The following is a 24,348-nucleotide window of genomic DNA, read 5'->3' as shown; positions in this document are numbered from 1 at the left end:
GGCTCCGCCTGGTTTCCACAAGGTTAACCGCGCAAGGCCCTTCCCCATGTCAGACCCCAAGTCAGACCGCCCCGTCGTCACCCGCATCGCGCCCTCGCCGACCGGTTTCATGCACATCGGCACCGCCCGAACCGCGCTGTTCAATTGGCTCTATGCGCGCGGCCGCGGCGGCAAGTTCCTGCTTCGGATCGAGGATACCGACCGCGCCCGGTCGACCCCCGAAGCGACCGAGGCGATCCTGCGCGGGATGACGTGGCTGGGGCTGGACTGGGACGGCGAGGCGGTCAGCCAATCGGCCCGCGCGGACCGTCACGCCGACGTCGCGCACGAGTTGCTGGCGCGCGGCGCGGCCTACAAGTGCTTTGCCACCCAGGACGAGATCGAGGCCTTCCGCGAGGCCGCCCGCGCAGAGGGCAAGTCCACCCTCTACCGTTCGCCCTGGCGCGACGCGGATCCCGCGACCCACCCTGACGCTCCCTTCGTGATCCGCATCAGGGCCCCGCTGGGCGGCGCTACGATCATCGCCGACCGGGTGCAGGGGGATGTGCGCTGGGGCAATGACCAGCTGGACGACATGGTCCTGTTACGTTCCGACGGCACACCGACCTACATGCTGGCTGTTGTCGTCGATGATCACGACATGGGCATCACCCATGTCATTCGCGGGGACGATCACCTCGCCAATGCCGCGCGGCAGATGATGATCTACGACGCGATGGAATGGGAGGTGCCGGTCTGGGCGCATATCCCGCTGATCCACGGGCCGGACGGCAAGAAACTGTCGAAGCGGCACGGCGCGCTCGGGGTCGAGGAATACCAGCGCATGGGCTTCACCTCTGCGGCGATGCGCAACTACCTGACCCGGCTGGGCTGGAGCCACGGCGACGACGAATTCTTTACCGATGCGCAGGCGCTTGACTGGTTCGACCTTGGCGGCATCGGCAAGTCGCCCGCGCGCCTGGACCTCAAGAAGCTGGAGAACCTTTCAGGTCAGCACATCGCGGCAACGGATGATGGCACGCTGATTGCAGAGATCGCAGCATTTCGTGCGGCAACGCAGCAAGACCCGTTGACGGACGCGCAGCACAGTGGCCTGATGCGCGCGATGTACTGTCTGAAGGACCGGGCCAAGACGATCCCGGAACTTCTTGAAAAGGCTCACTTCGTGCTGACCGAACGCCCCATCGAACCGGATGAGAAGTCTGCTGCTGCGCTGGATTCTGTATCCCGTGGTATACTGGCGGAATTGACGCCGCACCTGCAGAATGCTAGCTGGACGCGCGAGGCGCTGGAGGCGGCCGTGGCCGAGGTGGCCGAGGCGCGGGGGCTGAAGCTTGGCAAACTGGCGCAGCCGCTTCGGGCCGCGATTGCCGGGCGCAGCGTTTCCCCAAGCGTGTTCGACATGATGCTTGTCCTTGGCCGCGATGAAACCATCGCACGGCTGTCGGACGCGGGCGGGGCCTGACGGCCCGGCCAGACAAGTTCACGACCGATCCGCCCCCGTATCGGGCCGGGTCCTTAACGGAAGGGACGACGATGGCTGATACCAACAAGACGGCGACGCTCAGTTTCGACAACAAGCGGATCGAGTTGCCGATCTATGCCGGCACCGCCGGGCCGGACGTGATCGACATTCGCAAGCTTTACGCCGAGGGCGGCGTGTTCACCTACGATCCGGGCTTTACCTCGACCGCAAGCTGCGACTCGACGATCACCTTCATCGACGGCGAGGAAGGCGTGCTGTTGCACCGCGGCTATCCGATCGATCAGCTTGCGGGCAAATCGCACTATCTCGAAGTCTGCTACCTGCTGCTCTACGGCGATCTTCCCACCGCCGAGCAGCTTGAGGATTTCGAAAGCCGCGTCACGCAGCACACGATGCTGCACGAACAGATGCAGTATTTCTTCCGCGGGTTCCGTCGTGACGCGCACCCGATGGCGGTCATGGTCGGTGTCGTCGGCGCGATGTCGGCGTTCTACCACGACTCGACAGACATCAATGATCCCTGGCAGCGCGAGGTCGCGTCGATCCGGCTGATCGCCAAGATGCCCACCATCGCGGCCTGGGCCTACAAGTATTCGATCGGCCAGCCGTTCGTGTATCCGCGCAACGATCTGGACTATGCGTCCAACTTCCTGCGCATGTGCTTTGCCGTTCCCGCCGAGGAATACGAGGTCAACCCGATCCTCAGCCGTGCGATGGACCGCATCTTCACGCTGCATGCCGACCACGAACAGAACGCATCGACCTCGACGGTGCGGCTTGCCTCGTCCTCGGGTGCCAACCCGTTTGCCTGCATCGCGGCGGGCATCGCCTGCCTTTGGGGCCCCGCGCATGGCGGCGCCAACCAGGCCTGCCTCGAGATGCTGCGCGAGATCGGCACGCCCGACCGCATCCCCGAATTCATCGCCCGCGCCAAGGACAAGAACGATCCGTTCCGCCTGATGGGCTTTGGCCACCGCGTCTACAAGAACTTCGACCCGCGCGCGACAGTGATGAAGCAGTCCGCCGACGAGGTGCTCGACCTTCTGGGGATCGAGAACAACCCGACGCTTCAGGTCGCCAAGGAGCTGGAAAAGCAGGCTCTGGAAGACCCCTATTTCGCAGATAAAAAGCTGTTCCCGAACGTCGACTTCTATTCGGGCATCATTCTTGACGCGATGGGCCTACCGACGTCGATGTTCACCCCGATCTTCGCCATCGCGCGGACCGTGGGCTGGATTTCGCAGTGGAAGGAACAGCTGTCGGACCCGCAGCTCAAGATCGGCCGTCCGCGTCAGCTGTATCACGGCGAGACCACCCGCGATTACATCGACGTCGAGAACCGCTGAGCCTCGGCACGCGCGTTGCCAGGGCCGCCCTTCGGGGCGGCCTTTTCAGTTCAGGCGCGGGCGTATCGGCGAAAGCCGCTCGCCCCCGGCCCCCTGCCCGCGCTGTCCGCGCCGTTCCAGCCGCAACAGCAGCTCGCTCGCCTTGCGTGCGCGCAGGAACGGATAGGCCGGGATCGGGCGCGCCGTGTGCCCCATGATCTCGGGAAAGACCTGGTCAATCTCGCCCCGCAGCGCCGTCGGCAGCCCGCTGCGGGCCTGATCGCCCAGATACAGGCTTTCGGCGGGCAGACCGTTCGCCCAGACCACCTCGTGCCGGTCAAAGATGAAATGCGAATAGCTGACGCCCGAAGCGCAAGGCGCCGCATCGATGCCTGGCAGCCGCGTCAGGTGCTTGGCCGCCACCAGCACCTCGTCGCTGCCGCAAACCCGTTCGACCAGTGACCCGCCCAGCATGATCCGGTGCTGCGGCGACACCACAAGCTCTTGCGCGGGCAACCCGGGGCCAAAGGTGTTCTGCGCGATCCGCACCGGCGCGAGATTGCCCTGCCGCGCCAGCCGTGACGCGGACAGCGTCGTCGTGCCGATCCAGCGGATTTCCTGCGGGCCGTTCTGCACCGTCTCGACCAGATCGCCGCGCCGCAGGGTGGCGATACGCCGCTCGCCGTGCGGCGTTCGGATCAAGGTGTCCGACCGGAAGCAGTTGATGAAATTCAGATCGTCGCGCGTCAGCTGCTCCAGCGCCGCATAGTCGCTGCGCGTGACGCCGGTGATCCGGAAACTTTCGACCGGCTTGTCGTCAAGCGTGGTCTGCGTGTCCCAGATGGCAAGGAACACGCGCCCGTCAGTGTCCTGGAACACCGCGAACTGGTCGGTCAACGTCGTTCCGTCGCGAAAGGTGATAACGCCCGTCACATCCGCCATCGAATCGATCGAGCGGGTGACCGGCCCACTGCCAAGATCGTAGGTGATCGTGTCGTTGTTGCCGCTGTCTTCCTGATCCGTTTCCACCGCATCGGCCATGTCTCCGAACTCGGACGGGCTGTCGGTGTCTATGTCGACAATATGGCGGCACAGCGGATCAAGTGCAGACCCATAGGTTCGCACAAGCGCACCCGGGTTCTCCATCTCGCGCGTGCCTTCGTCGGTATCCAGATCGCCGATCTGACCGAGATAAAGCGTGGAAAGAACGACGTTGAACGCCATACGTCACAGACCTGCACAATCGGGCCGGGGGCTGACCCATTGCGCAAGCTATGCTGACGCTCGGTCAGCATTCTGACGAATTCTGGTTATTTCTGCGCGCAATCGCTTTGTATCAAAAGGTTAACGGGACGGCGGCGAAACAATCCTGCGGCGATCAGCGCCCCTCGTAGCGCGGCACCCGCTTTTCGAGAAACGCCATCACGCCTTCCTTGAAGTCGCGCGTCTGGCCGCAGGCGCCCTGCAATTTCGCCTCCAGCTCCAGCTGGCTGTCGACGTCGTTGTCATAGCTGCCGCGAATGGCCTGCTTGATGCGGGTATAGGCTTCGGTCGGCCCCTGCGCCAGCTTGGAGGCGCGGGCGAACCAGTGGTCCGCGAACCCCTCGTCCGGCACCGCTTCCCAGATCATGCCCCAATCGGCGGCGTCTTTGGCCGAGACAGGTTCAGCGAACAGCGCCGCGCCCATCGCGCGCGAGAACCCGACCTGCCGGGGCAGCCAATAGGTGCCGCCCGCATCCGGGATCAGGCCGATCCGGCTGAACGCCTGCAGGAACACCGCCGACTCGGTGGCGATCACCACATCGCAGGCCAGCGCAAGGTTCGCCCCCGCTCCCGCCGCCGCACCGTTGACCGCCGCGATGGTCGGCACCCGCGCGCCATAGATCGCCCGCAGCAGCGGCTCGTACTCGTCTCGCAGGGTGCGTTCGAGATCAAGGTTGTTGAGGCTGCCCGCATCGCCCAGATCCTGACCCGAGCAGAACGCCTTGCCCTTTCCGGTCAGGACCAGCACGCGCGCATCCCGGTCGGCTTCGCGGACAGCGTGCAGCAACTCGGCGCGCATCTGGCTGTTGAGCGCGTTCATCACCTCGGCGCGGTTCATCGTGATCGTGGCGATGTCGTCGCGCAGGGTGTAGCGGATGGATTCGTAGTTCATGCGGTGGCCTCCCTCAGGGTCTGACGGCATCCTATCGGCCCTTCCCGAAAGGGAAAGCGCAACGCGCCGTCAGTCGCGGAGAATCTCGTGCAGGCGCGCCTGTTCCTCGGCGTCCAGCCCTTCGTCCGGGCCTTGCGGCGCGGCGCGCGACCGGCGCCGGACATAGACCGCGCCGATCCCCAGCGCGACGAGGAACAGCACCGGCCCCGCCCCCCACAGCACAAGGTTCGATCCCGTGGCGGTGGGGTTCAGAAGGACATATTCGCCGTAGCGGTCGACGATGAACTCGACGACCTGTTCGTCGCTGTCGCCCGTCACCAGCCGTTCGCGCACCAGAAGCCGCAGGTCACGCGCCAGGTCGGCGTTCGATTCGTCGATGGATTCGTTGCGGCAGACCAGGCAGCGCAGGCCGGAACTGATGTCGCGCGCGCGCGCCTCCAACGCCGGGTCGTCCAGCACCTCGTCGGGCTGCACGGCCATGGCAGGCCCCGCAAGGCCCAGCACGAGCATCGCCATCAGGACCGGTGCCAGCAGCCGCGACAAACGAAGCGGAAGGGTCATTCCGCAGGCACCGCAGGCGCTGCCGCCTTGCGCGCCCCTGCCGCGACACGGAAGCGCCTGTCGGTCAGGCTGAGAGCGCCGCCAAGCGACATGATGATACACCCGGCCCAGATCCAGTTGGCGAAGGGCTTGATATAGACCCGCACCGCCCAGCCGCCATTGTCCTGCGGATCGCCGATCACGACGTAGATGTCGCGCAGAAATCCGTTGTCGATCGCCGCCTCGGTCGTGGGCATCCGTGCGACGGGATAGATGCGCTTTTCAGGCTGCAGAAACGCCACGATACTGCCGCCGCGCGAGACCGTCATGTCGGCCATGGTCGAAGAATAGTTCGGCCCCTGCACCCGGTTCACAGCGTCCAGCGTCACCGCATAGCCGCCGACGTCGAACGTATCCCCGATCTGGGCGACGCGGATGTCCTCGACCTGCCAGGCGGTGATCGCGGTCACGCCGAAGATGGTGACGCCAAGCCCGGCATGGGCGACGACCTTGCCGAGATCGGCGCGCGGCAGGCGGGTCGCGCGGCGCAGCTTGTCGCCAATGCCGCCCCGCCCCGTGCGCTGCCACAGGTCCGCCGCAGCGCCGCCGACCAGCCACACCAGAAGCACCGCGCCGACAGGGGCCAGCATCGCGCCGCCCGTCTGGATCACCCAGACCAGGCCGCCCGCCGCCACCGACAGCGCCAGCACGCCCCAAAGCGGCTGTATCGCCCGGTCAATCCGCCCGCGTTTCCACGGCATCAATGCGCCCAGCGGCAGGATCGCGGCCAGCGCCACCACGAAGGGGGTGAACGCCGCGTCAAAGAACGGCGGGCCGACCGACAGCTTTCGGTCAAAGAACAACTCGGCCACCAGCGGCCAGATCGTGCCGATGAACACCACGAAGGCCGATACCGCCAGAAGGATGTTGTTGAGCACCAGCGCGCTTTCGCGGCTGACCACGCCAAAGACGCCCTTGGCCTCCATCGTGCCTGCACGCGCGGCGTAGAGCGTCAGCGCGCCGCCCATGAAGACGCCAAGGATCATCAGGATGAAGACGCCGCGTTCGGGGTCGTTGGCAAAGGCATGAACCGAGGTCAGCACGCCCGAACGCACGATGAACGTGCCGATCAGCGAGAAACCGAAGGCCAAGATCGCCAGAAGGATCGTCCAGGATTTCAGCGCCTCACGCTTTTCCACCACGATGGCCGAATGCAGCAAGGCCGCCGCGATCAGCCAGGGCATGAAAGATGCGTTCTCGACCGGGTCCCAGAACCAGAAGCCGCCCCAACCAAGCTCGTAATAGGCCCACCACGATCCAAGCGCGATGCCGATGGTCAGGAACATCCAGGCCGCAAGCGTCCAGGGCCGCACCCAGCGCCCCCATGCGGCATCCACACGCCCCTCGATCAGGGCGGCGACGGCGAAGGAAAAGCTCATCGAAAGGCCGACATAGCCGAGATACAGGAATGGCGGGTGGAACGCGAGGCCGGGGTCCTGCAACAGCGGGTTAAGGTCCTCTCCGTTCATCGGCGGCACGGCCATCCGGGTGAACGGGTTCGACGTGAACAGGATGAAGGCAAGAAATGCGACGCCAATCGCCCCCTGCACCGCAAGCACGCGGGCGCGCAAGGCGGGCGGCAGGTCTTGGCCGAACCACGATGCGCTGGCGCCGAACAGCGCCAGGATCAGCACCCAGAGCAGCATCGAGCCCTCGTGGTTCCCCCAGACGCCGGTGATCTTGTAGAGCAGCGGCTTGTCGGTGTGCGAGTTGCCCACGACCAGTTGCAGCGAGAAGTCCGACACGACGAAGGCATAGGTCAGAACGGCGAACGAAAAGCCGATCAGGATCACCTGCAGCGACGCGGCGGGATCGGCAGCAGCCATCCAGCCGCGCCATCCCTTGTGCGCCCCCACAAGCGGAACCACGGACTGAACCAGCGCAACCGCGAAGGCGAGGATGAGGGCAAGGTGGCCAAGTTCGATCAACATGGCCACAATTTACGCGCGGCGCGCGCAAAGGCCAATCCTCTGCGCGCATCCGTCGCGTGTTTGTCATTGCGGGCTCAGGGCACCGCCAGCCCGCCCCGCAAAGCATAGGCCACCGCCCCCGCAAGAAACGCACCAAGGATCAGCCGGACAAGCCATTTCAGCGTGTCCTCGATGGCCGACAGGCGGGTTTCCACGTTGGCGCGGTGTACGTCGTCGACCGCCCCGTGCAGTTCCAGCGATTGCACCCGCTTCTCGATGTGGCGGCGCCAGTCGGTATCAAGCGTCAGGGTTCCGGTCATCCGCGCCTCCAGTCGTCCAGCGCGGGGTTCGGCCCGGTCTGCGCCTCGGCCTCTCCCGCCCCTTGCTCAAGCGCACGCAGCGCCGCGATGTTGCTCTGCACCACCTGCGTTCGGGCGACCGTCTCGGCGATGGAGCGTTGGAACTCCTGCCCCTTGGCCTGCTGGCGCGCGCCGAAGTAGAAGCTGACGATGGCGCCCAGCAGCCACCACAGCGGTTCCGGCACCAGCGCGATGCCCTGCATTCGGCTGGCGAACCACACCGGGTCGACCATCGCCGCCACGAACAGCCCCACCGTGCCGAAGGCCAGCGCCGGACGCGGGATGCGGTTCAGCCCGTCGATGGCGCGGTCGAACCAGCCGCTGCGCGCCTGTCCGAACTCGGCGGCGAACTGCGCCAGCGTCGCCGTCTGCAGGCCCGCGCCGCGCTGCGCCCCGGCCTCGGCATTCTCGCGGAACACCTCGGCGGTGTCGCGGATCACGTTGCGCCCATCGCCGAACAGGGTGGCAAGGAGGCTTCCGATCAGACCCATCCCGCGACCCTCCGGGCATGTTCATCGGCGCTGAGATGATAGCGCGGCGAGATGAAGTCTTCGGCGCGCACGATCCAGCCGCCCTTGCCGCCATCGCGGCGGCGGGCGTATTTGCGGCTGGCCGGGCGACGGTCGGCAAGGCTGTAGTAGTAGTTGCGCCGGGCGATCCCGTAGGCATCGACGAAGTGCCCCGGCGCGCCCGCCGCCGCCACGTTCGCGGCCTCGGCAGTCTGCGGTCCGATCACTCCATCGACCGACACGCGCTGGCCCATGTCACCAAGCAGACGTTGCAAAAGGACAATCGCGTTTCCGCCTGCATTCACGAACGTGTCGAAAACGCTGGGCTGCACGGCATCCGGCAGATCGCCAATGCGGGGTTCGTGAAAGTAGTGGCGCACGAAGATGTCCCGCGCCTGCGCCTTGGTCAGCCGCCTCACGTCGTCCGTATCGATGTCGCCGTCGCCGTCCACATCGACGCCCAGCCGCCGCAGTGTGCCGATGGTCACGCCGTGGTTCGTCGCCCCGCCGGGATCGTCCGCGTCATCCACAAAGCCGCCTTCGCGCGCGATGATCTCGTCCGCAATCTGTTCGACCGTCCGCATGTCCCGCAGCCCCCCGGGATGAGTGAATCCGGGGATCAGGATGCTGCGAGGCGGTTAAAGCTTTCGGTGTCAGCCGTTCGGGTCGACGTAGACGCCCTGTTCCTTGAGCGCGTCAACGACCTCTTTCGGCATGTAGGTCTCGTCGTGCTTGGCAAGGATCTCGGACGCTTCGAACACGCCGTCGATGTAGCGCCCGGTGCCGACCATGCCCTGCCCTTCCTCGAACAGGTCGGGCAACACGCCGGTATAGCGGACCGGAACCGAGGCGCCGCCATCGGTCACGCTGAAGCTGATCGTCTCGCCTTGCCCGCGCATCAGCGTGCCGTCCTCGACCAGCCCGCCAAGGCGGAACACTTCGGCCGCGCCCGGCGGCTCTGCGATCACCTGGCTGGGCGCGCGGAAGAAGTTGATGCCGTCCTGCAGCGCATATCCAATCAGCGCGGTGGACCCCGCCAGCGCCACGAAGGCAACAGCAATGATCTGGATGCGGCGGCGTTTCTTGAGCGTCTTCATCGGCGATACCTCATGGAAAGCATGGGGCCAGCATCAGCCCCGCCGTCTCTTCGATGCCCAGCATCAGGTTGGCGTTCTGAAGCGCCTGCCCCGACGAGCCCTTGGTCAGATTGTCGAGCGCGGCAATCACCATCGCCCGGCCCGGCTTGCGGTCAGCGACGACGCCGATATGGCAGAAGTTCGATCCACGGATGTGCCGGGTCGAGGGATGCTCGCCCATCGGCAGGACCTGCAGGAACGGCTCGTCCGCATAGGCACGGGCCAGCGAGGCGTGGATGGCCGCCGCGTCGCCCGAGACGTAGACGGTGGCAAGGATGCCCCGGTTCGCCGGGATCAGGTGCGGGGTGAACTGCACCTCGACGGGCCGCCCCGCGACCTTGGAAAACTCCTGGTCGAATTCGCCAAGGTGCCGGTGCGTGCCGCCCGCCGAATAGGCGTGGTAGCCCTCGGACAATTCCGCGTGAAGCAGGTTCTCCTTGAGAGAACGCCCCGCGCCGGACACCGCCGCCTTGAGGTCGATGACGATGTCGTCAAGGTCGATCACCCCGTCTGCGATCAGCGGGCGCAGCGCATATTGCCCGGTCGCGGCGTTGCATCCGGTGCCCGCGCAAAGCCGCGCGCCAGCGATCTCGGCCCGGTAGAATTCGGTCAGACCATAGACCGCCTCGGCCTGCAGCTCGGGTGCATCGTGCGGCTTGCCATACCACTTTTCGTACATTGCGGGATCGCGCAGGCGAAAGTCGGCGGACAGGTCCACGACCTTCAGATCGCGCGGCAGCCCCTTGATGACGCTCTGTGATGTGGCATGCGGCAGGGCACAGAACACCAGGTCGATACCGGCAAAGTCGATCTCTTCGATCTTGACCAGATCAGGCAATGCAAGGTGGCGCAGGTGAGGGAACACAGAGGCCATGGATTGCCCAGCCTTGGCGTTCGCGGACAGCGCGCCGATCTTGATGGACGGGTGCGTGGCGATCAGCCGGACAAGCTCGGCGCCGGTGTAGCCGGACGCGCCCAGAATGGCGACGGTATGGGCCATTGAGAAACCTTTCAGATGCAGACGAATAGATATGAGACTTCGGGCCGTCCCGCAATCAGGCCGGCGTGAACTCGATCTTTCGTCGCAGGAAGCGCGTCGCGCCGTCCGACACCTTGCGCGGGTTTCCGGTCGTCAGGTAGGCGCTTTCGGTGCCCGCGCCGATCTTGCCGGGGTGCCGCGTCAGGTAGTCGGCAAGGCTTTCGGCCACCAGGTTCGCCTGGCTGAACACCGACACATCCGCCCCCAGCGCATCCTGAAAGATGTCCTGCATCAGCGGATAATGCGTGCAGCCCAGGATCGCCGCGTCGGGCGTCGGCATCTTGCGTTTCAGCGCATCGACATGGCTGCGCACCAGCGCCTCGGCCAGGATCATGTCGCCGTCTTCGATCGCGTCCACGACACCGCCGCAAGCCTGCGCCTCGACATCGACGCCGATGGCGCGGAAGGCCAGTTCGCGCTGGAAGGCACGGCTGGCGACCGTCGCGGGCGTAGCGAACAGCGCAACGTGTTTCACCGCCACTTCGCGCGGCGGAGAATTGTCGCCCCATTGCCGTTCGGTCAGCGCCTCGATCAGCGGGACAAAGACGCCAAGGACGCGCTTGTCCTTGGGCACCCAGCTTTCCTGCATCCGCCGCAGCGCTGCCGCGCTGGCGGTGTTGCACGCAAGGATCACCAGATCGCAGCCATGATCGAACAGCCTGCCCGTCGCCGCCGTCGTCAGCTCGAAGATGTCCTGCGCGTCGCGCACGCCATAGGGCGCATGGGCGCTGTCGGCGAAATACACGAACGGCACCTCGGGAAGGCGCCGCATCACCGCGTCCAGGACGGTCAGCCCGCCCAGACCTGAATCAAAAATGCCGACTGCCATTATGCCCTGTGCTTGTCCTCGAACTCGAAGCCGTACGAGGTCGACTTGAGAGGTTTCGGAGACAGGGCATAGGTTCTCTGGCGCAGGAAATCCATCATTCCCTTCGGGTCGTGATACCGCGCCTTCAGCTCCATGTCGGGGATCGGCTCTCCGATGACCATGCGGACGGGTTCATCCACCCGCGCACGGAACTCGTTGATGAGAAGCGCCATCCGCAAGGTGTAGTGCAGGTGGCTTGCCACCTGGAACAGGCGCGAGTTGTGGCCGTCGAAGAACACCGGCACGACGGTCGCGCCGCTTTTCGAGATCAGCTTGGCCGTGAAGGTGCGCCACACCGGATCAAGCGGATGCGCAAAGGGCTTGGGCGCGGTCGACACCGTGCCGCCCGGAAAGATCCCGATGGCCCCGCCGTTGCGCAAGTAATCGTGCGCCGTCTTGCGGGTTTCGAGGTTCTGGCGCACCGCTTCCTTGGTCTCGTCGAAGGCGATGGGAAGGATGATCTTGTTCAGGTCCTCGGCCTTACGGAACACCCGGTGCGCGAGAATGCGGAAATCGCCGCGCGCAAGGCTCAGGATGTGCCCCATCATCAGCCCGTCGAGGATGCCGTAAGGGTGGTTCGAGATCAGGATCAGCGGCCCGTTGGCGGGAATGTTCGACATCGCCCCGCCGACGACATCCAGCGTCAGCCCGTAGCGTTCGACCATCACCTGCCAGAAATCGCGGCCACCCGCGACCTCGGTCTCGTAACCCGCGGCACGCTTTATCAGGCTCAGCCGCCCGGTGGCGTTCTCGAGCACCCGAATGATGGCGCGGCCGCCCCGCGATTGGGCGGAACTTGCATAACTGATTTCACGAGCGACATGACTGCCAGCGCCCATCTGCCAGAACCTCGGCTTTCGAAAGGGGTGCTGCGGAAAATAATCGAACTCCCTGCGCAAAGCGAGTGATTTGCGCAGGGAGTTTCAAGGAAGTTACTCGGCGGCGCGGCGGGTGGCTTCCGGACCTTGCTCGATCGCGGCCAGCAGTTCCTCGCGGCGCTTGGCGGCCTTTTGCTGGTTGGCCTCCTTGACCGGTCCAAAGCCGCGGATCTGCAGCGGCAATTCGGCCAGCGCGACGATGGCATCCATCGTATCGGGCCCCGCCTTGGGCAAGACGCGCGCCATGTCGGCCTCGTATTCCGCGATCATCGCGCGCTCCATCCGCCGCTCGGCGGTGCGCCCGAACGGATCGAACGGGGTGCCGCGCAGGCTCTTCATCCGCGCCAGAACCGGGAACGCCCGCGCCAGCCATGGCCCGAACTTGCGCTTCTGCGGGCGGCCATCAGCCCCCTCTTTCGACACAAGCGGCGGCGCGAGGTGATAGTTGACGCGGAAATCGCCATCGAACTGCGCGCGCGCCTTCGCCTCGGTGTCCTTGAGCAGGCGTGCCACCTCGTACTCGTCCTTGTAGGCCAGCAGCTTGTGATAGCCCAAAGCGACCGCCTCTTTCAGGCGCGGATCGGTGATCCCGTCCAGAACCTTGGTGTAGCGGCGGGCATAGCGCACTGACTGGTAGGCGGTCAGGTGATCCACCCTGAACGCGACGCGCTCGTCCAGCGACCTGGGCTTGGCGACCACGTTGGACGGCGCAAGGATCGCCTCGACCTCGGACGGGTTCTCGGCCGCCCAGCGCCCCAGTTCGAACGCGCGCAGGTTCTTCTCGACGGCCGCGCCGTTCAACTCGATCGCGCGGGTCATCGACGCCAGAGTGATCGGCAGATAGCCCTTCTGCCACGCCGCGCCGAAGATCATCATGTTGGAAAAGATCGTGTCGCCCATCAGCGCCTTGGCAAGGTCCGAGGCGTCGAACAATGCCAGACGGTCCTTGATCCGCGCCTCCAGCGCCAGCGACAGCTGTTCGGTCGGCAGCTTGAATTCGGTGTCGCGGGTGAAATCGCCGGTGACGATCTCGTGGCTGTTGACCACGGCGCCGGTGCGCCCCGTGCGCGTCAGGCCCAGCGTCTTGGCGCCCGCGCTGACGACAAGATCGCCGCCGATCAGCGTATCGCACTCGCCCGTCGCCACGCGGATCGCGCTGATCGCGTCCGGGGTTTCCGCAAGGCGGCAGTGGATGTGCACCGCGCCGCCCTTCTGCGCGAGGCCGGCCATCTCGATCATGCCCGCGCCCTTGCCGTCGAGATGCGCCGCCATCGCCAGCACCGCGCCAAGCGTCACGACACCGGTGCCGCCGACGCCCGTGATGACGACGTTGTGCGTCCCTTCAATGGGCTTGATCTGCGGTTCGGGCAAAGTGCCGACAGTGACCTCTTGCGTCGCCGCCTTCTTCGGTTTCGCGCCATCGAGGGTCACGAAAGACGGGCAGAATCCCTTGAGGCAGGAGTAATCCTTGTTGCAGGCCGACTGGTCGATCGCGCGCTTTCGTCCAAGTTCGGTCTCGGCGGGAACGATGGCGACGCAGTTGGACTGCACCCCACAATCCCCACATCCCTCGCAAACATCGGTGTTGATAAGGATGCGGGTGTCGGGGTCGGGAAACTGGCCGCGCTTGCGACGGCGGCGCTTTTCAGCGGCGCAGGTCTGGATGTAAAGAATGACCGAGACGCCCTTGAACTTGCTGAATTGCTTCTGCACTTCGGCAAGGTCAGCCCGTTCGTGGCGCGGCACATCGGACGGGAACAGGCCCCAGTCCGGTTCTTCCTTTTCGTCATAGACGATGGCGACGCTACGCACGCCCATCGCTTGCACTTCTCGAACAATCTGCTCGGGCCGCATGTCGCCGTCATTCTTCTGCCCGCCGGTCATCGCAACGGCGTCATTGTAGAGAATCTTGTAGGTGATGTTCGTCTTGGCGGCCAAGGCGAAGCGGATCGCCTGCACGCCCGAATGATTGTAGGTGCCGTCGCCAAGGTTCTGGAACACATGCTCGGTGGTCGAGAACGGCGCCTCCCCGATCCAGTTCGCACCCTCGCCGCCCATGTGGGTGAACCCGGTCGTATTGCGGTCCATCCACTGCACCATGTAGTGACAGCCGATGCCTGCGTAGGCACGGCTGCCGTCCGGCACTTTGGTGGATGAATTGTGCGGACAGCCCGCGCAGAAATACGGCAGGCGGGCGGCGATCTCCTTGGCGTTGTCCGCGCGGCGCGCCTCGTCCAGCATCGTCAGCCCGGCCTTGACCCGGTCGGTGCCTCGGCCTTCCTCGATCAGGATGCCGCCGATCTTTTCCGCGATCCAGACCGGGTCGAGCGCAAAGCGCGTCGGGAACAGTTCCTCGCGGTGCATGCCGCCCGCGCCGCCCTTGTACCAGCCATAGACGCGGCGGCCCCGGCGGTCGTCAAAGATCGCTTCCTTGATCTGCACTTCGATCAGCTTGCGCTTTTCCTCGACGCAGACGATCAACTCCAGCCCCTCGGCCCAGTCATGGAACGAGGTCATGTCCAGCGGCCAGGTCTGCGCGACCTTGTAGGTGGTGATGCCCAGCCGTTCCGCCTCGGCCTCGTCGATGCCCAGCAGCGACAGCGCATGGACAAGGTCGAGCCAGTTCTTGCCCGCCGCGACGAATCCTATCTTGGCGCCCGGCTTGCCCCACATGCGTTTGTCCATGCGGTTGGCGCGGGAAAACGCCTCGGCCGCGAAACGCTTGTGGTCGATCATCCGCGCTTCCTGCGCGTGCGGCGTATCGACCAGGCGGATGTTCAGACCGTCCTCGGGCATGTCGAACTCGGGCGTGACGAACGACATGCGGTCCGGCAATGCGTCCACCACCGACGTCGCCTCGATGTTTTCCTTCACCGTCTTGAGGCCCACCCACAGCCCCGAAAAGCGGCTGAGCGCGTAGGCATAAAGCCCGTAGTCGAGGATTTCCTGCACGCCCGCAGGCTGCATCACCGGCATGTAGGCATCGACCATCGCCCAATCCGACTGGTGCAGCACGGTCGAGGATTCGCCGGTGTGGTCGTCGCCCATCGCCATGATGACGCCGCCGTTCTTCGACGAGCCGGCCATGTTGGCATGGCGCATCACGTCGCCGGACCGGTCCACGCCCGGCCCCTTGCCATACCACAGGCCGAAGACGCCATCGAACTTGCCCTCGCCGCGCAACTCGGCCTGCTGGGTGCCCCATAGCGCGGTCGCCGCCAGATCCTCGTTCAGCCCCGGCTGGAACCGCACATCCGCCGCACCAAGCTCTTTCCCGGCGCGCGCCATCTGCATGTCCACCGCGCCCAGGGGCGAGCCGCGATAACCGCAGACCATGCCCGCGGTGTTCAGCCCCACGGCGCGGTCGCGCTCTTTCTGCATCAGCATGAGGCGCACCAGCGCCTGCGTGCCATTAAGAAGCACCGGCGATTTCGAAAGGTCGAAACGGTCGTGCAGCGTCACATCCTGCCGCGTCATTGGGCATCCTCCCTGTGGTTCTGCTTTCCACGAGTATAGGTCAAAAAAGCTGACCTACAAACCGCTTCTGCCGTCACGTCTTTGTTTGCAAAGGCGGCTAGCGACCCTTTATGCCAAGTTACGCAACAGGTGCGCTTAGGGTAATGGTGGGGCCAGAATGGACTGGGACAAACTCAGAATATTTCACGCGGTCGCCGATGCCGGCAGCCTGACCCATGCGGGTGATACGCTGCACCTGTCGCAATCGGCTGTCTCGCGGCAAATCCGGGCGCTTGAAGAGAGCCTCAACACCACCCTGTTTCACCGCCATGCGCGGGGACTGATTCTCACTGAACAGGGCGAATTGCTGTTCGACGCCACCAGCGCGATGAACAAGCGGCTCGACACCGCCGCCGCCCGCATCCGCGACAGCGAGGAAGAGGCGTTCGGCGAATTGCGCGTCACCACCACGACCGGCTTCGGCACGCTGTGGCTCGCCCCGCGCCTGCCCGCGCTGTACGAGAAATACCCCGAGTTGAAGATCGACCTGATGCTGGAAGAGCGCGTGCTCGACCTGCCCATGCGCGAGGCCGACGTCGCCATCCGCATGAAGGAACCCAGCCAGGCCGACCTGATCCGCAAACGCCTGATGAACATCCGCATGCGGCTTTACGCCTCTGCCAGCTATTGCGAGCAGTACGGCACGCCGTCGCGGCTGGAAGACATCGGCCAGCACCGGATCATCTGCCAGAACACCACCAGCGCGCAGGTCAGCGCGGGCGCCAGCCTGATCCAGTCGCTGTTCGCCTACGAAATCCGGTCGCTGCTGACGGTAAACAACTATTTCGGCGTCCTGCAGGCGGTCCTCAACAACCTCGGCATCGGCGTTCTGCCCGACTACCTGACCGAGGATTTCCCCGATCTGCGGCGCATCCTGCCGGACGTGGAATCTGCCGAAGTGCCCGTCTTTCTCGCCTATCCCGAGGAACTGCGGCATTCCAAACGCATCGCAGCCTTCCGCGACTTCGTGACCGAGGAAATCTTTGCCTATCGCAAGAACCGCAAGGACGAGCCGCTCGGCTGACCTTTAGCCTTGCTGCAAATGCATAGCGGCCATGCATGGTTTCGTCTCGAAACTGCTTGATCCATGGGCATACGCGCCATAAATCCCGGCAAGGCGCAACGATAATCCATTGTCGTCGCGTCTACCTCCCTGTTGGACTTTGGCCGAGCTTTGTCTCGGCCATTTTTTTGCCTCATGCGCACACGCGCGGTGCCGATTTGGTGATCGGCAGGACCCTCGGTCGGTCCGGGCGCGTTTCCTCAGGTATCACGCATCTTGAACAGCAATTGAAAACCGACGGGAATGTCTTGATGGGCCTTGCTGCAAATCGGATCGCATTCACATTGCTGATCGGCGTCGCAAGTGCAGCGGCCGCCGCCCCGTCCCCTTGCACCGCGCAAAGCGTGTCGACGGGCGAGGGCCTGAACATCATAGCCCCCGGCACCCCAATCGACGAGTTGAACGGCGTCGAGCACAAATTGCTGTCCAGTGATGGTGTCATCCTTGGCGTCATCGTCGCCTCGACCACGAACGAGAATGGCTATCGCTGCACGATCATTCCCGACGCGGAACTGGGGCTGACACAGGCCCGGATTGTCGTGACCACCGACCCCGGCGAGGTGATCGGCACGGACACCCGCATCGGCCTCAGCCGCGCGCAGTTCATGGAAACCTACGGCGGGGGCGGCTGATCCGCCGTGCGGCCCGGCGGCAAGAGCCGTGCCGCCCTTCCACCTGCGGAACCGATGTTCTATGACCCCGCAAGCACGATCCGGGGGACAGAATGGACGAGCCGCAGATCACCGACGACCTTATCGCCGCGCACGGGCTGAAGCCGGACGAATACGCGCGCATTCTCGAGATCATCGGGCGGGCGCCGAGTTTCACCGAGCTCGGCATCTTCTCGGCGATGTGGAACGAGCATTGTTCCTACAAGTCCTCGAAGAAATGGCTGCGCACCCTGCCCACCACTGGCCCGCAGGTCATTTGCGGCCCCGGCGAGAATGCGGGCGTCGTCGATATCGGTGACGGTCAGGCGGTGGTCTTCAAGATGGAGAGCCACAACCACCCGTCCTACATCGAACCCTACCAGGGCGCGGCCACCGGCGTCGGCGGCATCCTGCGCGATGTGTTCACCATGGGCGCGCGGCCCATCGCGGCGATGAACTCGCTGTCCTTCGGCGCCCCTGACCATCCCAAGACCCGCCAGCTTGTCCATGGCGTCGTCGAAGGCATCGGCGGCTACGGCAACGCCTTTGGCGTGCCGACCGTGGGCGGCGAGGTGCGGTTTCACCCCGCCTACAACGGCAACTGCCTTGTGAATGCCTTTGCCGCCGGATTGGCCGATGCGGACGCGATCTTCTACTCGGCGGCCAGCGGCGTCGGGATGCCTGTTGTTTATCTGGGCGCCAAGACCGGCCGCGACGGCGTCGGCGGCGCGACGATGGCCTCGGCCGAATTCGACGACACCATCGAGGAGAAACGTCCGACCGTGCAGGTCGGCGACCCCTTCACCGAAAAGCGGCTGATGGAGGCGTGCCTCGAGTTGATGCAAACCGGCGCGGTCATTTCCATCCAGGACATGGGGGCCGCGGGCCTGACCTGTTCGGCCGTCGAGATGGGCGACAAGGGCGGCCTTGGCATCCGGCTTGACCTCGACCGCGTGCCCGTGCGCGAGGAGCACATGACCGCCTACGAGATGATGCTGTCGGAATCGCAGGAACGCATGCTCATGGTCCTGCGCCCCGAGAAAGAGGCCGAGGCCAAGGCGGTCTTCGACAAATGGGATCTCGACTTTGCAATCGTGGGTGAGACCATCGCCGAGGACCGTTTCCTGATCCTGCACGGCAACGACGTGAAGGCCGACCTTCCGCTGTCGAAACTCGCCTCCTCCGCCCCCGAATACGACCGCCCCTGGGACGAACCCCTGCCCGCCCCCGAGTTGCAGGACGTGCCGCAGATCGACCCCATCGACGGGCTGAAGGGCCTGATCTCCAGCCCCAACCACGCCGCGAAGAACTGGGTGTATGAGCAATACGACCACATGGTCATGGCCGACACGGTGCGCGCACCCGGCCTTGGCGCAGGCGTGATCCGGGTGCACGGCACCGGCAAACTGCTGGCCTTCACCTCTGACGTGACCCCGCGCTACGTGCGCGCCAACCCGGTCGAAGGCGGCAAACAGGCGGTGGCCGAGGCATACCGCAACCTCACCGCCGTGGGCGCAGTGCCGCTGGCCACCACCGACAACCTCAACTTCGGCAACCCCGAGAAGCCCGCGATCATGGGCCAGTTCGTCGGCGCGATCAAAGGCATCGGCGAGGCCGTGGCGGCGCTGGACATGCCCATCGTGTCAGGCAACGTCAGCCTCTACAACGAGACCGACGGCAGCGCGATCCTGCCCACCCCCACCATCGGCGCGGTCGGCCTGATCGCCACTGAAGAGGACATCATCGCAGGCAGCGCCCAGGCGGGCATGATGGCGCTTCTGCTGGGCCCCGAGGGCAGCCACCTGGGACAGTCCGCGCTTCTGCACGAGGTGTTCAACCGCGAAGACGGCGACGCGCCGACCGTGGATCTTGCCGCAGAAAAGGCGGCAGGCGATTTCATCCGCGCCAACCACGCGATGATCTCGGCCTGTCAGGACCTGTCGGACGGCGGCCTTGCCCTTGCCGCCTTCGAGATGGCCGAAGCGGCAGGCGTCGGCGTCACGCTCGACAGCGGCGACACGCCGGTCATCTTTGGCGAGGATCAGGCGCGCTACCTGATCGCCGCGACCTTCGACTGTGCCGAGACGCTGATGATCGAGGCGGGCAAGGCCGGGCTGACGATCCAGACCGTCGGCCGCTTCGGCGGCGACACCGTCAGGATGGGCCGCAGCGAGGCGCCGTTGTCCGAGCTTTCGGCGCTCTACCGCTCCAGCTTTGGCGCGGTCTTTGGCTGACCGCTCTACGCTTGCACAGACAGACCGCCCACCATACCTCTGGTGCAAGCGAACAGGAGACCGGCGATGGCGATCACCGCACAGGAAATCGAAGACCTCATCCGGGGCAGCTTTCCCAAGGCACGGATCGAGGTGCAGGGCGACGACGGCGCGCATTTCGCCGCGCTGGTCGAAGACGAAAGCTTTCGCGGCATGAACCGCGTGCAGCAACAGCGCGCGGTCTATGCGGCCCTGAAGGGCGCGATGGATGGCCCCAGCGGTGCGGTGCATGCGCTGGCGCTGACCACGCGCGCACCGGAATGACCGGGCTCGCGTTCTGGATCGTCGGCGCGCTGTGCGCCGGGCTTGCCGTCCTCGGCATCGCCGGGATCCTGCGCGAGGATCGGCGCCGCCGCACCCACGGCAAGCGCAAGCAAGGCACACCGCCCGGTCAGGGCGACCAGCTTTTGCACGCCGGGGAACGCATCGCTTTCATCGGCGCGGGGAACGAGGACGCCTCGCGCGTGTGGCGGGTCACCCGCGACCCGCAGGACTACGCCAAGGGCTTCGTGCCCGGCCGCAACCGGAAGGACGACAGGACATGACCGACGCAAAGACGCGCATCGACGAGACGGTGAAAGCGAACGACGTGGTGCTTTTCATGAAAGGCACCAAGGCGATGCCGCAATGCGGGTTCTCGTCCCGCGTGGCGGGCGTTTTGAACTTCATGGGGATCGAGTTCGCCGATGTGAACGTGCTCGAGGATGACGGCATCCGGCAGGGCATCAAGGAGTATTCCGACTGGCCGACGATCCCGCAGCTGTATGTGAAGGGCGAATTCGTCGGCGGCTGCGACATCATCACCGAGATGACGCTGTCGGGCGAGCTGGACCAGTTGTTCGACCAGCACGGCGTCACCTACGACAAGGACGCCGCCGAGAAGATCCGTGAGCACAACGCTTAAGGCTCGGGCGTAAGGCCCGGCCGGGGCGCAGGATTTCAAGGAAATCCTGAAACCAAATCCTCGACGAGGATTTGGCCCCTACGCCTCAGCCTTTTCCTCGATCTCGTCCGCCAGCGACTCGGCTCGGGCGGCGATCTCTGCCATCGAATCCCGCAACCCGTCCGGCACCACTGGCACCTGGATGCGCTCGGCGGGCGGCGGCGGCGCGTTGCGCAGCGCCTCGGCCTCTTCCTCGGCGGCAAGCGCGCGCCGCTCGGCCAGTTGCACGCGCTCTTCCAGTCCGCGGAGCTGCTCGTCCACTCCCGCAGCCTTGTCGGCAAGCATCAGGCCCGCCATCAGCAGCATCCGGTTTTCCGGCAGACGTCCGATCTGCGCCGACAGCGCGGTGGCCTCGGTGTCAAGAAGCCGCGCGGCGGCCTTGAGATAGACCTCTTCGCCCTCCTGGCAGGCCACGGCAAAGCTGCGGCCCCCGATGTTGACTTCGACTTCAGGCATTTTCGGCCTCCTTCACCAGGGGCTCAAGCTCCCCCAGGATCGCGTCCAGTTCCGCCCGGTCGGCCTCGCGCAGCGCAGTAACGCCGTCAAGCTCGGCCTGTAGCGCAGCGTTCAGGGTCTCGCCCGACACCTGATCGCCCCGCACCGAGGCGCGCAGGTCGTTGAACGTGCGGCGCATTTCTTCAAGTCGGCCCTTGAGAATGCGGTTGCGCGCATGGGTCTCCTCGACCTGCTCGCGCAGCCGATCCGCTTCGGCGCGCAGCTCGGACACCTCACGCTCCTGCCGGTCCTTGAGAACCTTCAGACGGTCCTCGATCTGCGCGTTCGCGGTGCGCTCTGCCTCCAGAAGCTCGCTCAATTCGCTCGCCTCGGCGCCCTCGCCCTGCGGCGCGGCGGGCGCGGGCGGAACCCGTGCCTCGGGCACCGCGCGCCGGTCCAGCCCCGCGATCCCCGCGCCGATCCTGTCGAGCGCCAGAGTGATGCGATGCTCCAGTTCGGAAATGTCTGCCATCTGCCTGTCCCTGTCGGTTCGTTCGTTCTGCGCCGAATCACCTTTCGTCAATGATAGCGCCCCTGCCTGTGCATTGCCCGCCAAAATCCGCACAAGCGCGCCCGGACCCCGGCCTTGCTTGCACTCACGCGCTTTCTTGCTATCAGAGGCGCGACATCTCCCCAAGACGAAGGATCCGCGCCCGTGGACATCGCAACCTTGCGCGAAAAGCACCCCGATCACTGGATGAAGGCCTGCGCGATCCGCACGCTGACGCTCGACGCCGTGGCCGCCGCCAACTCCGGCCATTCGGGGATGCCCATGGGCATGGCCGACATCGCGACGGTGCTGTTCGAGAAGCATCTCAAGTTCGATCCCAAGACGCCGGACTGGGCCGACCGCGACCGTTTCATCGTCTCGAACGGGCACGGCTCGATGCTGCTGTATGCACTGCTGCACCTGACCGGCTATGAGGACATGACCCTCGATCAGATCCGCAACTTCCGCCAGTGGGGCGCCAAGACGGCCGGCCATCCCGAATATGGCCATGCCAGAGGCATCGAAACGACGACCGGCCCGCTGGGCCAGGGCATCTCGAACGCGGTCGGTTTCGCCATCGCCGAGTCGCACCTGAATGCGGTCTGGGGCAAGAAGATCGTCGATCACCACACTTATGTCTTCGCGGGCGACGGCTGTTTGATGGAAGGCGTCAGCCACGAGGCGATCTCGCTGGCCGGGCATCTGAAGCTGTCCAAGCTGATCGTGTTCTTCGACGACAACGGCATCACCATCGACGGGCAGGTCGCCATGTCCGACTCGACTGACCAGCAGGTGCGCTTTGCCGCTGCGGGCTGGGACGTGTTCGCCTGCGACGGTCATGATCCCGAAGCGATTGACGCCGCCATCGTAAAGGCCAAGGCATCGGACCGCCCCGCGATGATCGCCTGCAAGACCCATATCGCGCTTGGCTCGTCCGCACAGGACACCGCAAAGGGCCACGGCGCGCTGACCGACGCGCAGCTGATCGCCGACACCAAGGCGCAGTACGGCTGGACCGGCGCCGCCTTTGAAATCCCGCAGGACGTCAAGTCGGCCTGGGAAGCCATCGGCGCGCGCGGCGCGCAGGCGCGCACCGAGTGGGACACCCGCTTTGAAGCCCTCTCGGCCAACAAGCGCGAGCAGTTCACCCGCCAGATGACCTGGGAGCCGCCGAAGAAACTGGCGGCAACCATCCGCGCGCTGAAAAAGCAACTGGCGGACAGCCAGCCCAAGGTGGCGACGCGCAAGGCGTCCGAAATGACGCTTGAAGTCATCAACCCGGTGATGCCCGAGACGTTCGGCGGCTCTGCCGACCTGACCGGCTCGAACAACACCAAGACCGGCGATCTGGGCGTCTTCTCGGCGACCAACCCGCAAGGGCGCTATGTCCATTTCGGCATCCGCGAGCATGGCATGGCGGCGGCGATGAACGGCATCGCCCTGCACGGCGGCCTGCGTCCCTACGGCGGCACCTTCATGGTGTTCACCGACTATGCTCGCCCCGCGATGCGGCTGTCGGCGCTGATGGGCATTCCGGTGGTCTATGTGATGACACACGATTCCATCGGTCTGGGCGAAGACGGCCCGACGCACCAGCCGGTCGAGCATCTGGCGCTTCTGCGCGCGACACCCAACACGCTGGTGTTCCGCCCCGCCGACGTGACCGAAACGGCCGAGGCGTGGGAAATCGCGCTTGAGACGATGGATCGCCCGTCGGTCCTGTGCCTGTCGCGCCAGAACCTTCCGTCGGTGCGGCCCGAGTTCAAGGCCAAGAACCTCAGCCGTCAGGGCGGCTATGTGCTGGCGGACGCGGACGGCAAGCGTCAGGTGATCCTGATGGCATCGGGCTCGGAAGTCTCGGTTGCGCTGGCCGCCCGCGAAGCGCTTCAGGCCAATGGCATCGGCACCCGCGTGGTGTCGATGCCGTCGATGGAGCTGTTTGCCGCGCAAGACGAAGCCTACCGCAAGCGCGTGTTGCCGGGCGGCGCCGTGCGCGTCGCCATCGAGGCGGGCGTGCGCCAGCCCTGGGACCGCTGGCTTCTGGGCGAGCGCGGCAAGGAGGCCAAGGCGGGCTTTGTCGGCATGGACAGCTTCGGCGCGTCCGCCCCGGCGGAAGAGCTGTTCGAGAAGTTCGGCATCACCGCCGAGGCCGTCACCGCAAAGGCGCAGTCGCTGCTCTGACACAGGCGCGCCCGACCCCATGACTGCAAGACGCCCGGGGAGACCACTCTCCGGGCGTCTTCGTTCAGAAGCGGCTCAGGACTCGCGGCGCCCTGCGACGGGCGCGGACGCCAACACCAGAAGCCCGCCCGCGATCGCCCAGTTCTTGACGAAGATCGACATCTGCCAGGGGTCCGACGGGATCAGGTGGAATACGCTCGTCACCATGCAATACACCGCCAGCGACAGCGCCACCGGGCGTGTCTTCCAGCCGAAGGCCAGCGCAACCGCCGCCGCCGCGTTGTAGACCAGCGCGGGCCAGATCAGCGCTGCGGGCAGGCCGCGCATCAGCAACAGCTCTTGCGCCGCGCCGGGATCGACGGCCTTCTGCACCGCGCCCGCCAGAAACAGCAGGCCGATCAGAAGTCGCCCGACAAGATGCAATACAGGTTCCATGCAGCCCGATATGACGCGGCACGGCACGGCGGCAAGC

General features: G+C 65.4%; 24 protein-coding genes. 9 read left to right on the top strand and 15 right to left on the bottom strand.

What is annotated here, in order from left to right:
* The first annotated feature begins 46 nt into the window (after nt 1-46).
* Together gltX and gltA are read left to right on the top strand one after the other, a co-directional pair.
* Complete coding sequence (gene gltX, locus KTJ87_RS04095; RefSeq protein WP_267137787.1) at nt 47-1,465, top strand: glutamate--tRNA ligase; 1,419 nt, start codon at nt 47-49, stop codon at nt 1,463-1,465.
* 71 nt (nt 1,466-1,536) lie between these two features.
* Nucleotides 1,537-2,832 carry a citrate synthase gene (gene gltA, locus KTJ87_RS04090; RefSeq protein WP_267137786.1) on the top strand — a complete coding sequence of 432 codons (1,296 nt, stop codon included), beginning with the start codon at nt 1,537-1,539 and terminating at the stop codon, nt 2,830-2,832.
* A 45-nt stretch (nt 2,833-2,877) separates the two neighbouring features.
* Here the strand turns inward: gltA and KTJ87_RS04085 are convergent, their stop codons facing one another.
* From KTJ87_RS04085 to KTJ87_RS04030, 12 genes are all read right to left on the bottom strand, one after another.
* A complete protein-coding gene (locus tag KTJ87_RS04085; protein WP_267137785.1) occupies nt 2,878-4,035 on the bottom strand; it encodes a Hint domain-containing protein in 1,158 nt (385 codons plus the stop codon).
* A 154-nt stretch (nt 4,036-4,189) separates the two neighbouring features.
* Complete coding sequence (locus KTJ87_RS04080) at nt 4,190-4,966, bottom strand: enoyl-CoA hydratase-related protein (protein WP_267137784.1); 777 nt, start codon at nt 4,964-4,966, stop codon at nt 4,190-4,192.
* Nucleotides 4,967-5,035: 69 nt separating this feature from the next.
* Nucleotides 5,036-5,527 carry a cytochrome c-type biogenesis protein gene (locus tag KTJ87_RS04075; RefSeq protein ID WP_267137783.1) on the bottom strand — a complete coding sequence of 164 codons (492 nt, stop codon included), beginning with the start codon at nt 5,525-5,527 and terminating at the stop codon, nt 5,036-5,038.
* Entirely contained in the window at nt 5,524-7,497 is a 1,974-nt protein-coding gene (locus KTJ87_RS04070) for a heme lyase CcmF/NrfE family subunit (RefSeq protein WP_267137782.1), read from the bottom strand. Before KTJ87_RS04070 ends, KTJ87_RS04075 begins: the two co-directional genes overlap by 4 nt.
* Nucleotides 7,498-7,571: 74 nt before the next feature.
* Nucleotides 7,572-7,796, bottom strand: a complete 225-nt coding sequence (locus tag KTJ87_RS04065) for a hemolysin XhlA family protein (protein WP_267137781.1) — start codon at nt 7,794-7,796, stop codon at nt 7,572-7,574.
* A complete protein-coding gene (locus KTJ87_RS04060; RefSeq protein WP_267137780.1) occupies nt 7,793-8,326 on the bottom strand; it encodes a holin family protein in 534 nt (177 codons plus the stop codon). The genes KTJ87_RS04065 and KTJ87_RS04060 overlap by 4 nt, the downstream gene beginning before the upstream one ends.
* A complete protein-coding gene (locus KTJ87_RS04055) occupies nt 8,317-8,928 on the bottom strand; it encodes a holin-associated N-acetylmuramidase (protein ID WP_267137779.1) in 612 nt (203 codons plus the stop codon). Before KTJ87_RS04055 ends, KTJ87_RS04060 begins: the two co-directional genes overlap by 10 nt.
* Nucleotides 8,929-8,997: 69 nt before the next feature.
* Nucleotides 8,998-9,441: a cytochrome c maturation protein CcmE gene (gene ccmE, locus KTJ87_RS04050; RefSeq protein ID WP_267137778.1), complete on the bottom strand. Its 444-nt coding sequence runs from the start codon at nt 9,439-9,441 to the stop codon at nt 8,998-9,000.
* A 10-nt stretch (nt 9,442-9,451) separates the two neighbouring features.
* Nucleotides 9,452-10,480 carry an N-acetyl-gamma-glutamyl-phosphate reductase gene (gene argC / locus KTJ87_RS04045; RefSeq protein WP_267137777.1) on the bottom strand — a complete coding sequence of 343 codons (1,029 nt, stop codon included), beginning with the start codon at nt 10,478-10,480 and terminating at the stop codon, nt 9,452-9,454.
* A gap of 55 nt (nt 10,481-10,535) precedes the next feature.
* Complete coding sequence (locus KTJ87_RS04040) at nt 10,536-11,348, bottom strand: glutamate racemase (RefSeq protein ID WP_267137776.1); 813 nt, start codon at nt 11,346-11,348, stop codon at nt 10,536-10,538.
* On the bottom strand, nt 11,348-12,226 hold the full coding sequence (locus KTJ87_RS04035) for a lysophospholipid acyltransferase family protein (protein ID WP_267137775.1): 879 nt from the start codon (nt 12,224-12,226) through the stop codon (nt 11,348-11,350). Before KTJ87_RS04035 ends, KTJ87_RS04040 begins: the two co-directional genes overlap by 1 nt.
* A 93-nt stretch (nt 12,227-12,319) precedes the next feature.
* Complete coding sequence (locus tag KTJ87_RS04030; protein WP_267137774.1) at nt 12,320-15,742, bottom strand: indolepyruvate ferredoxin oxidoreductase family protein; 3,423 nt, start codon at nt 15,740-15,742, stop codon at nt 12,320-12,322.
* Nucleotides 15,743-15,899: 157 nt separating this feature from the next.
* On the opposite strand from KTJ87_RS04030, the gene KTJ87_RS04025 reads away from it, so the two are divergent.
* The 6 genes from KTJ87_RS04025 to grxD all read left to right on the top strand — a co-directional run bounded on the left by KTJ87_RS04025 (nt 15,900) and on the right by grxD (nt 20,671).
* Entirely contained in the window at nt 15,900-16,805 is a 906-nt protein-coding gene (locus KTJ87_RS04025) for a LysR family transcriptional regulator (protein WP_267137773.1), read from the top strand.
* Nucleotides 16,806-17,095: 290 nt separating this feature from the next.
* On the top strand, nt 17,096-17,476 hold the full coding sequence (locus KTJ87_RS04020) for a hypothetical protein (protein WP_267137772.1): 381 nt from the start codon (nt 17,096-17,098) through the stop codon (nt 17,474-17,476).
* 92 nt (nt 17,477-17,568) lie between these two features.
* Entirely contained in the window at nt 17,569-19,728 is a 2,160-nt protein-coding gene (gene purL / locus KTJ87_RS04015; protein WP_267137771.1) for a phosphoribosylformylglycinamidine synthase subunit PurL, read from the top strand.
* Nucleotides 19,729-19,794: 66 nt separating this feature from the next.
* Entirely contained in the window at nt 19,795-20,031 is a 237-nt protein-coding gene (locus KTJ87_RS04010; RefSeq protein ID WP_267137770.1) for a BolA/IbaG family iron-sulfur metabolism protein, read from the top strand.
* Nucleotides 20,028-20,312: a hypothetical protein gene (locus KTJ87_RS04005; RefSeq protein ID WP_267137769.1), complete on the top strand. Its 285-nt coding sequence runs from the start codon at nt 20,028-20,030 to the stop codon at nt 20,310-20,312. The genes KTJ87_RS04010 and KTJ87_RS04005 overlap by 4 nt, the downstream gene beginning before the upstream one ends.
* Nucleotides 20,309-20,671, top strand: coding sequence for a Grx4 family monothiol glutaredoxin (gene grxD, locus KTJ87_RS04000; protein WP_267137768.1), 363 nt, complete (start codon nt 20,309-20,311; stop codon nt 20,669-20,671). The genes KTJ87_RS04005 and grxD overlap by 4 nt, the downstream gene beginning before the upstream one ends.
* Nucleotides 20,672-20,749: 78 nt before the next feature.
* Here the strand turns inward: grxD and KTJ87_RS03995 are convergent, their stop codons facing one another.
* A complete protein-coding gene (locus tag KTJ87_RS03995) occupies nt 20,750-21,166 on the bottom strand; it encodes a cell division protein ZapA (RefSeq protein WP_267137767.1) in 417 nt (138 codons plus the stop codon).
* Nucleotides 21,159-21,677, bottom strand: a complete 519-nt coding sequence (locus tag KTJ87_RS03990; protein ID WP_267137766.1) for a hypothetical protein — start codon at nt 21,675-21,677, stop codon at nt 21,159-21,161. The genes KTJ87_RS03995 and KTJ87_RS03990 overlap by 8 nt, the downstream gene beginning before the upstream one ends.
* Nucleotides 21,678-21,860: 183 nt before the next feature.
* Here KTJ87_RS03990 and tkt point away from each other — a divergent pair, with 183 nt between their 5' ends.
* Nucleotides 21,861-23,876 (top strand): transketolase, encoded by a 2,016-nt coding sequence (gene tkt, locus KTJ87_RS03985; RefSeq protein ID WP_267137765.1) that lies wholly within the window; start codon nt 21,861-21,863, stop codon nt 23,874-23,876.
* Nucleotides 23,877-23,951: 75 nt separating this feature from the next.
* Here tkt and KTJ87_RS03980 read toward each other — a convergent pair whose 3' ends face one another.
* Nucleotides 23,952-24,311 carry a DoxX family protein gene (locus tag KTJ87_RS03980; RefSeq protein ID WP_267137764.1) on the bottom strand — a complete coding sequence of 120 codons (360 nt, stop codon included), beginning with the start codon at nt 24,309-24,311 and terminating at the stop codon, nt 23,952-23,954.
* Between the last annotated feature and the right edge of the window lie 37 nt (nt 24,312-24,348).

The organism is Anianabacter salinae (assembly GCF_019061145.1).
GTDB lineage: Bacteria > Pseudomonadota > Alphaproteobacteria > Rhodobacterales > Rhodobacteraceae > Anianibacter > Anianibacter salinarum.
This window is presented reverse-complemented; position numbering and strand designations above follow the sequence as displayed.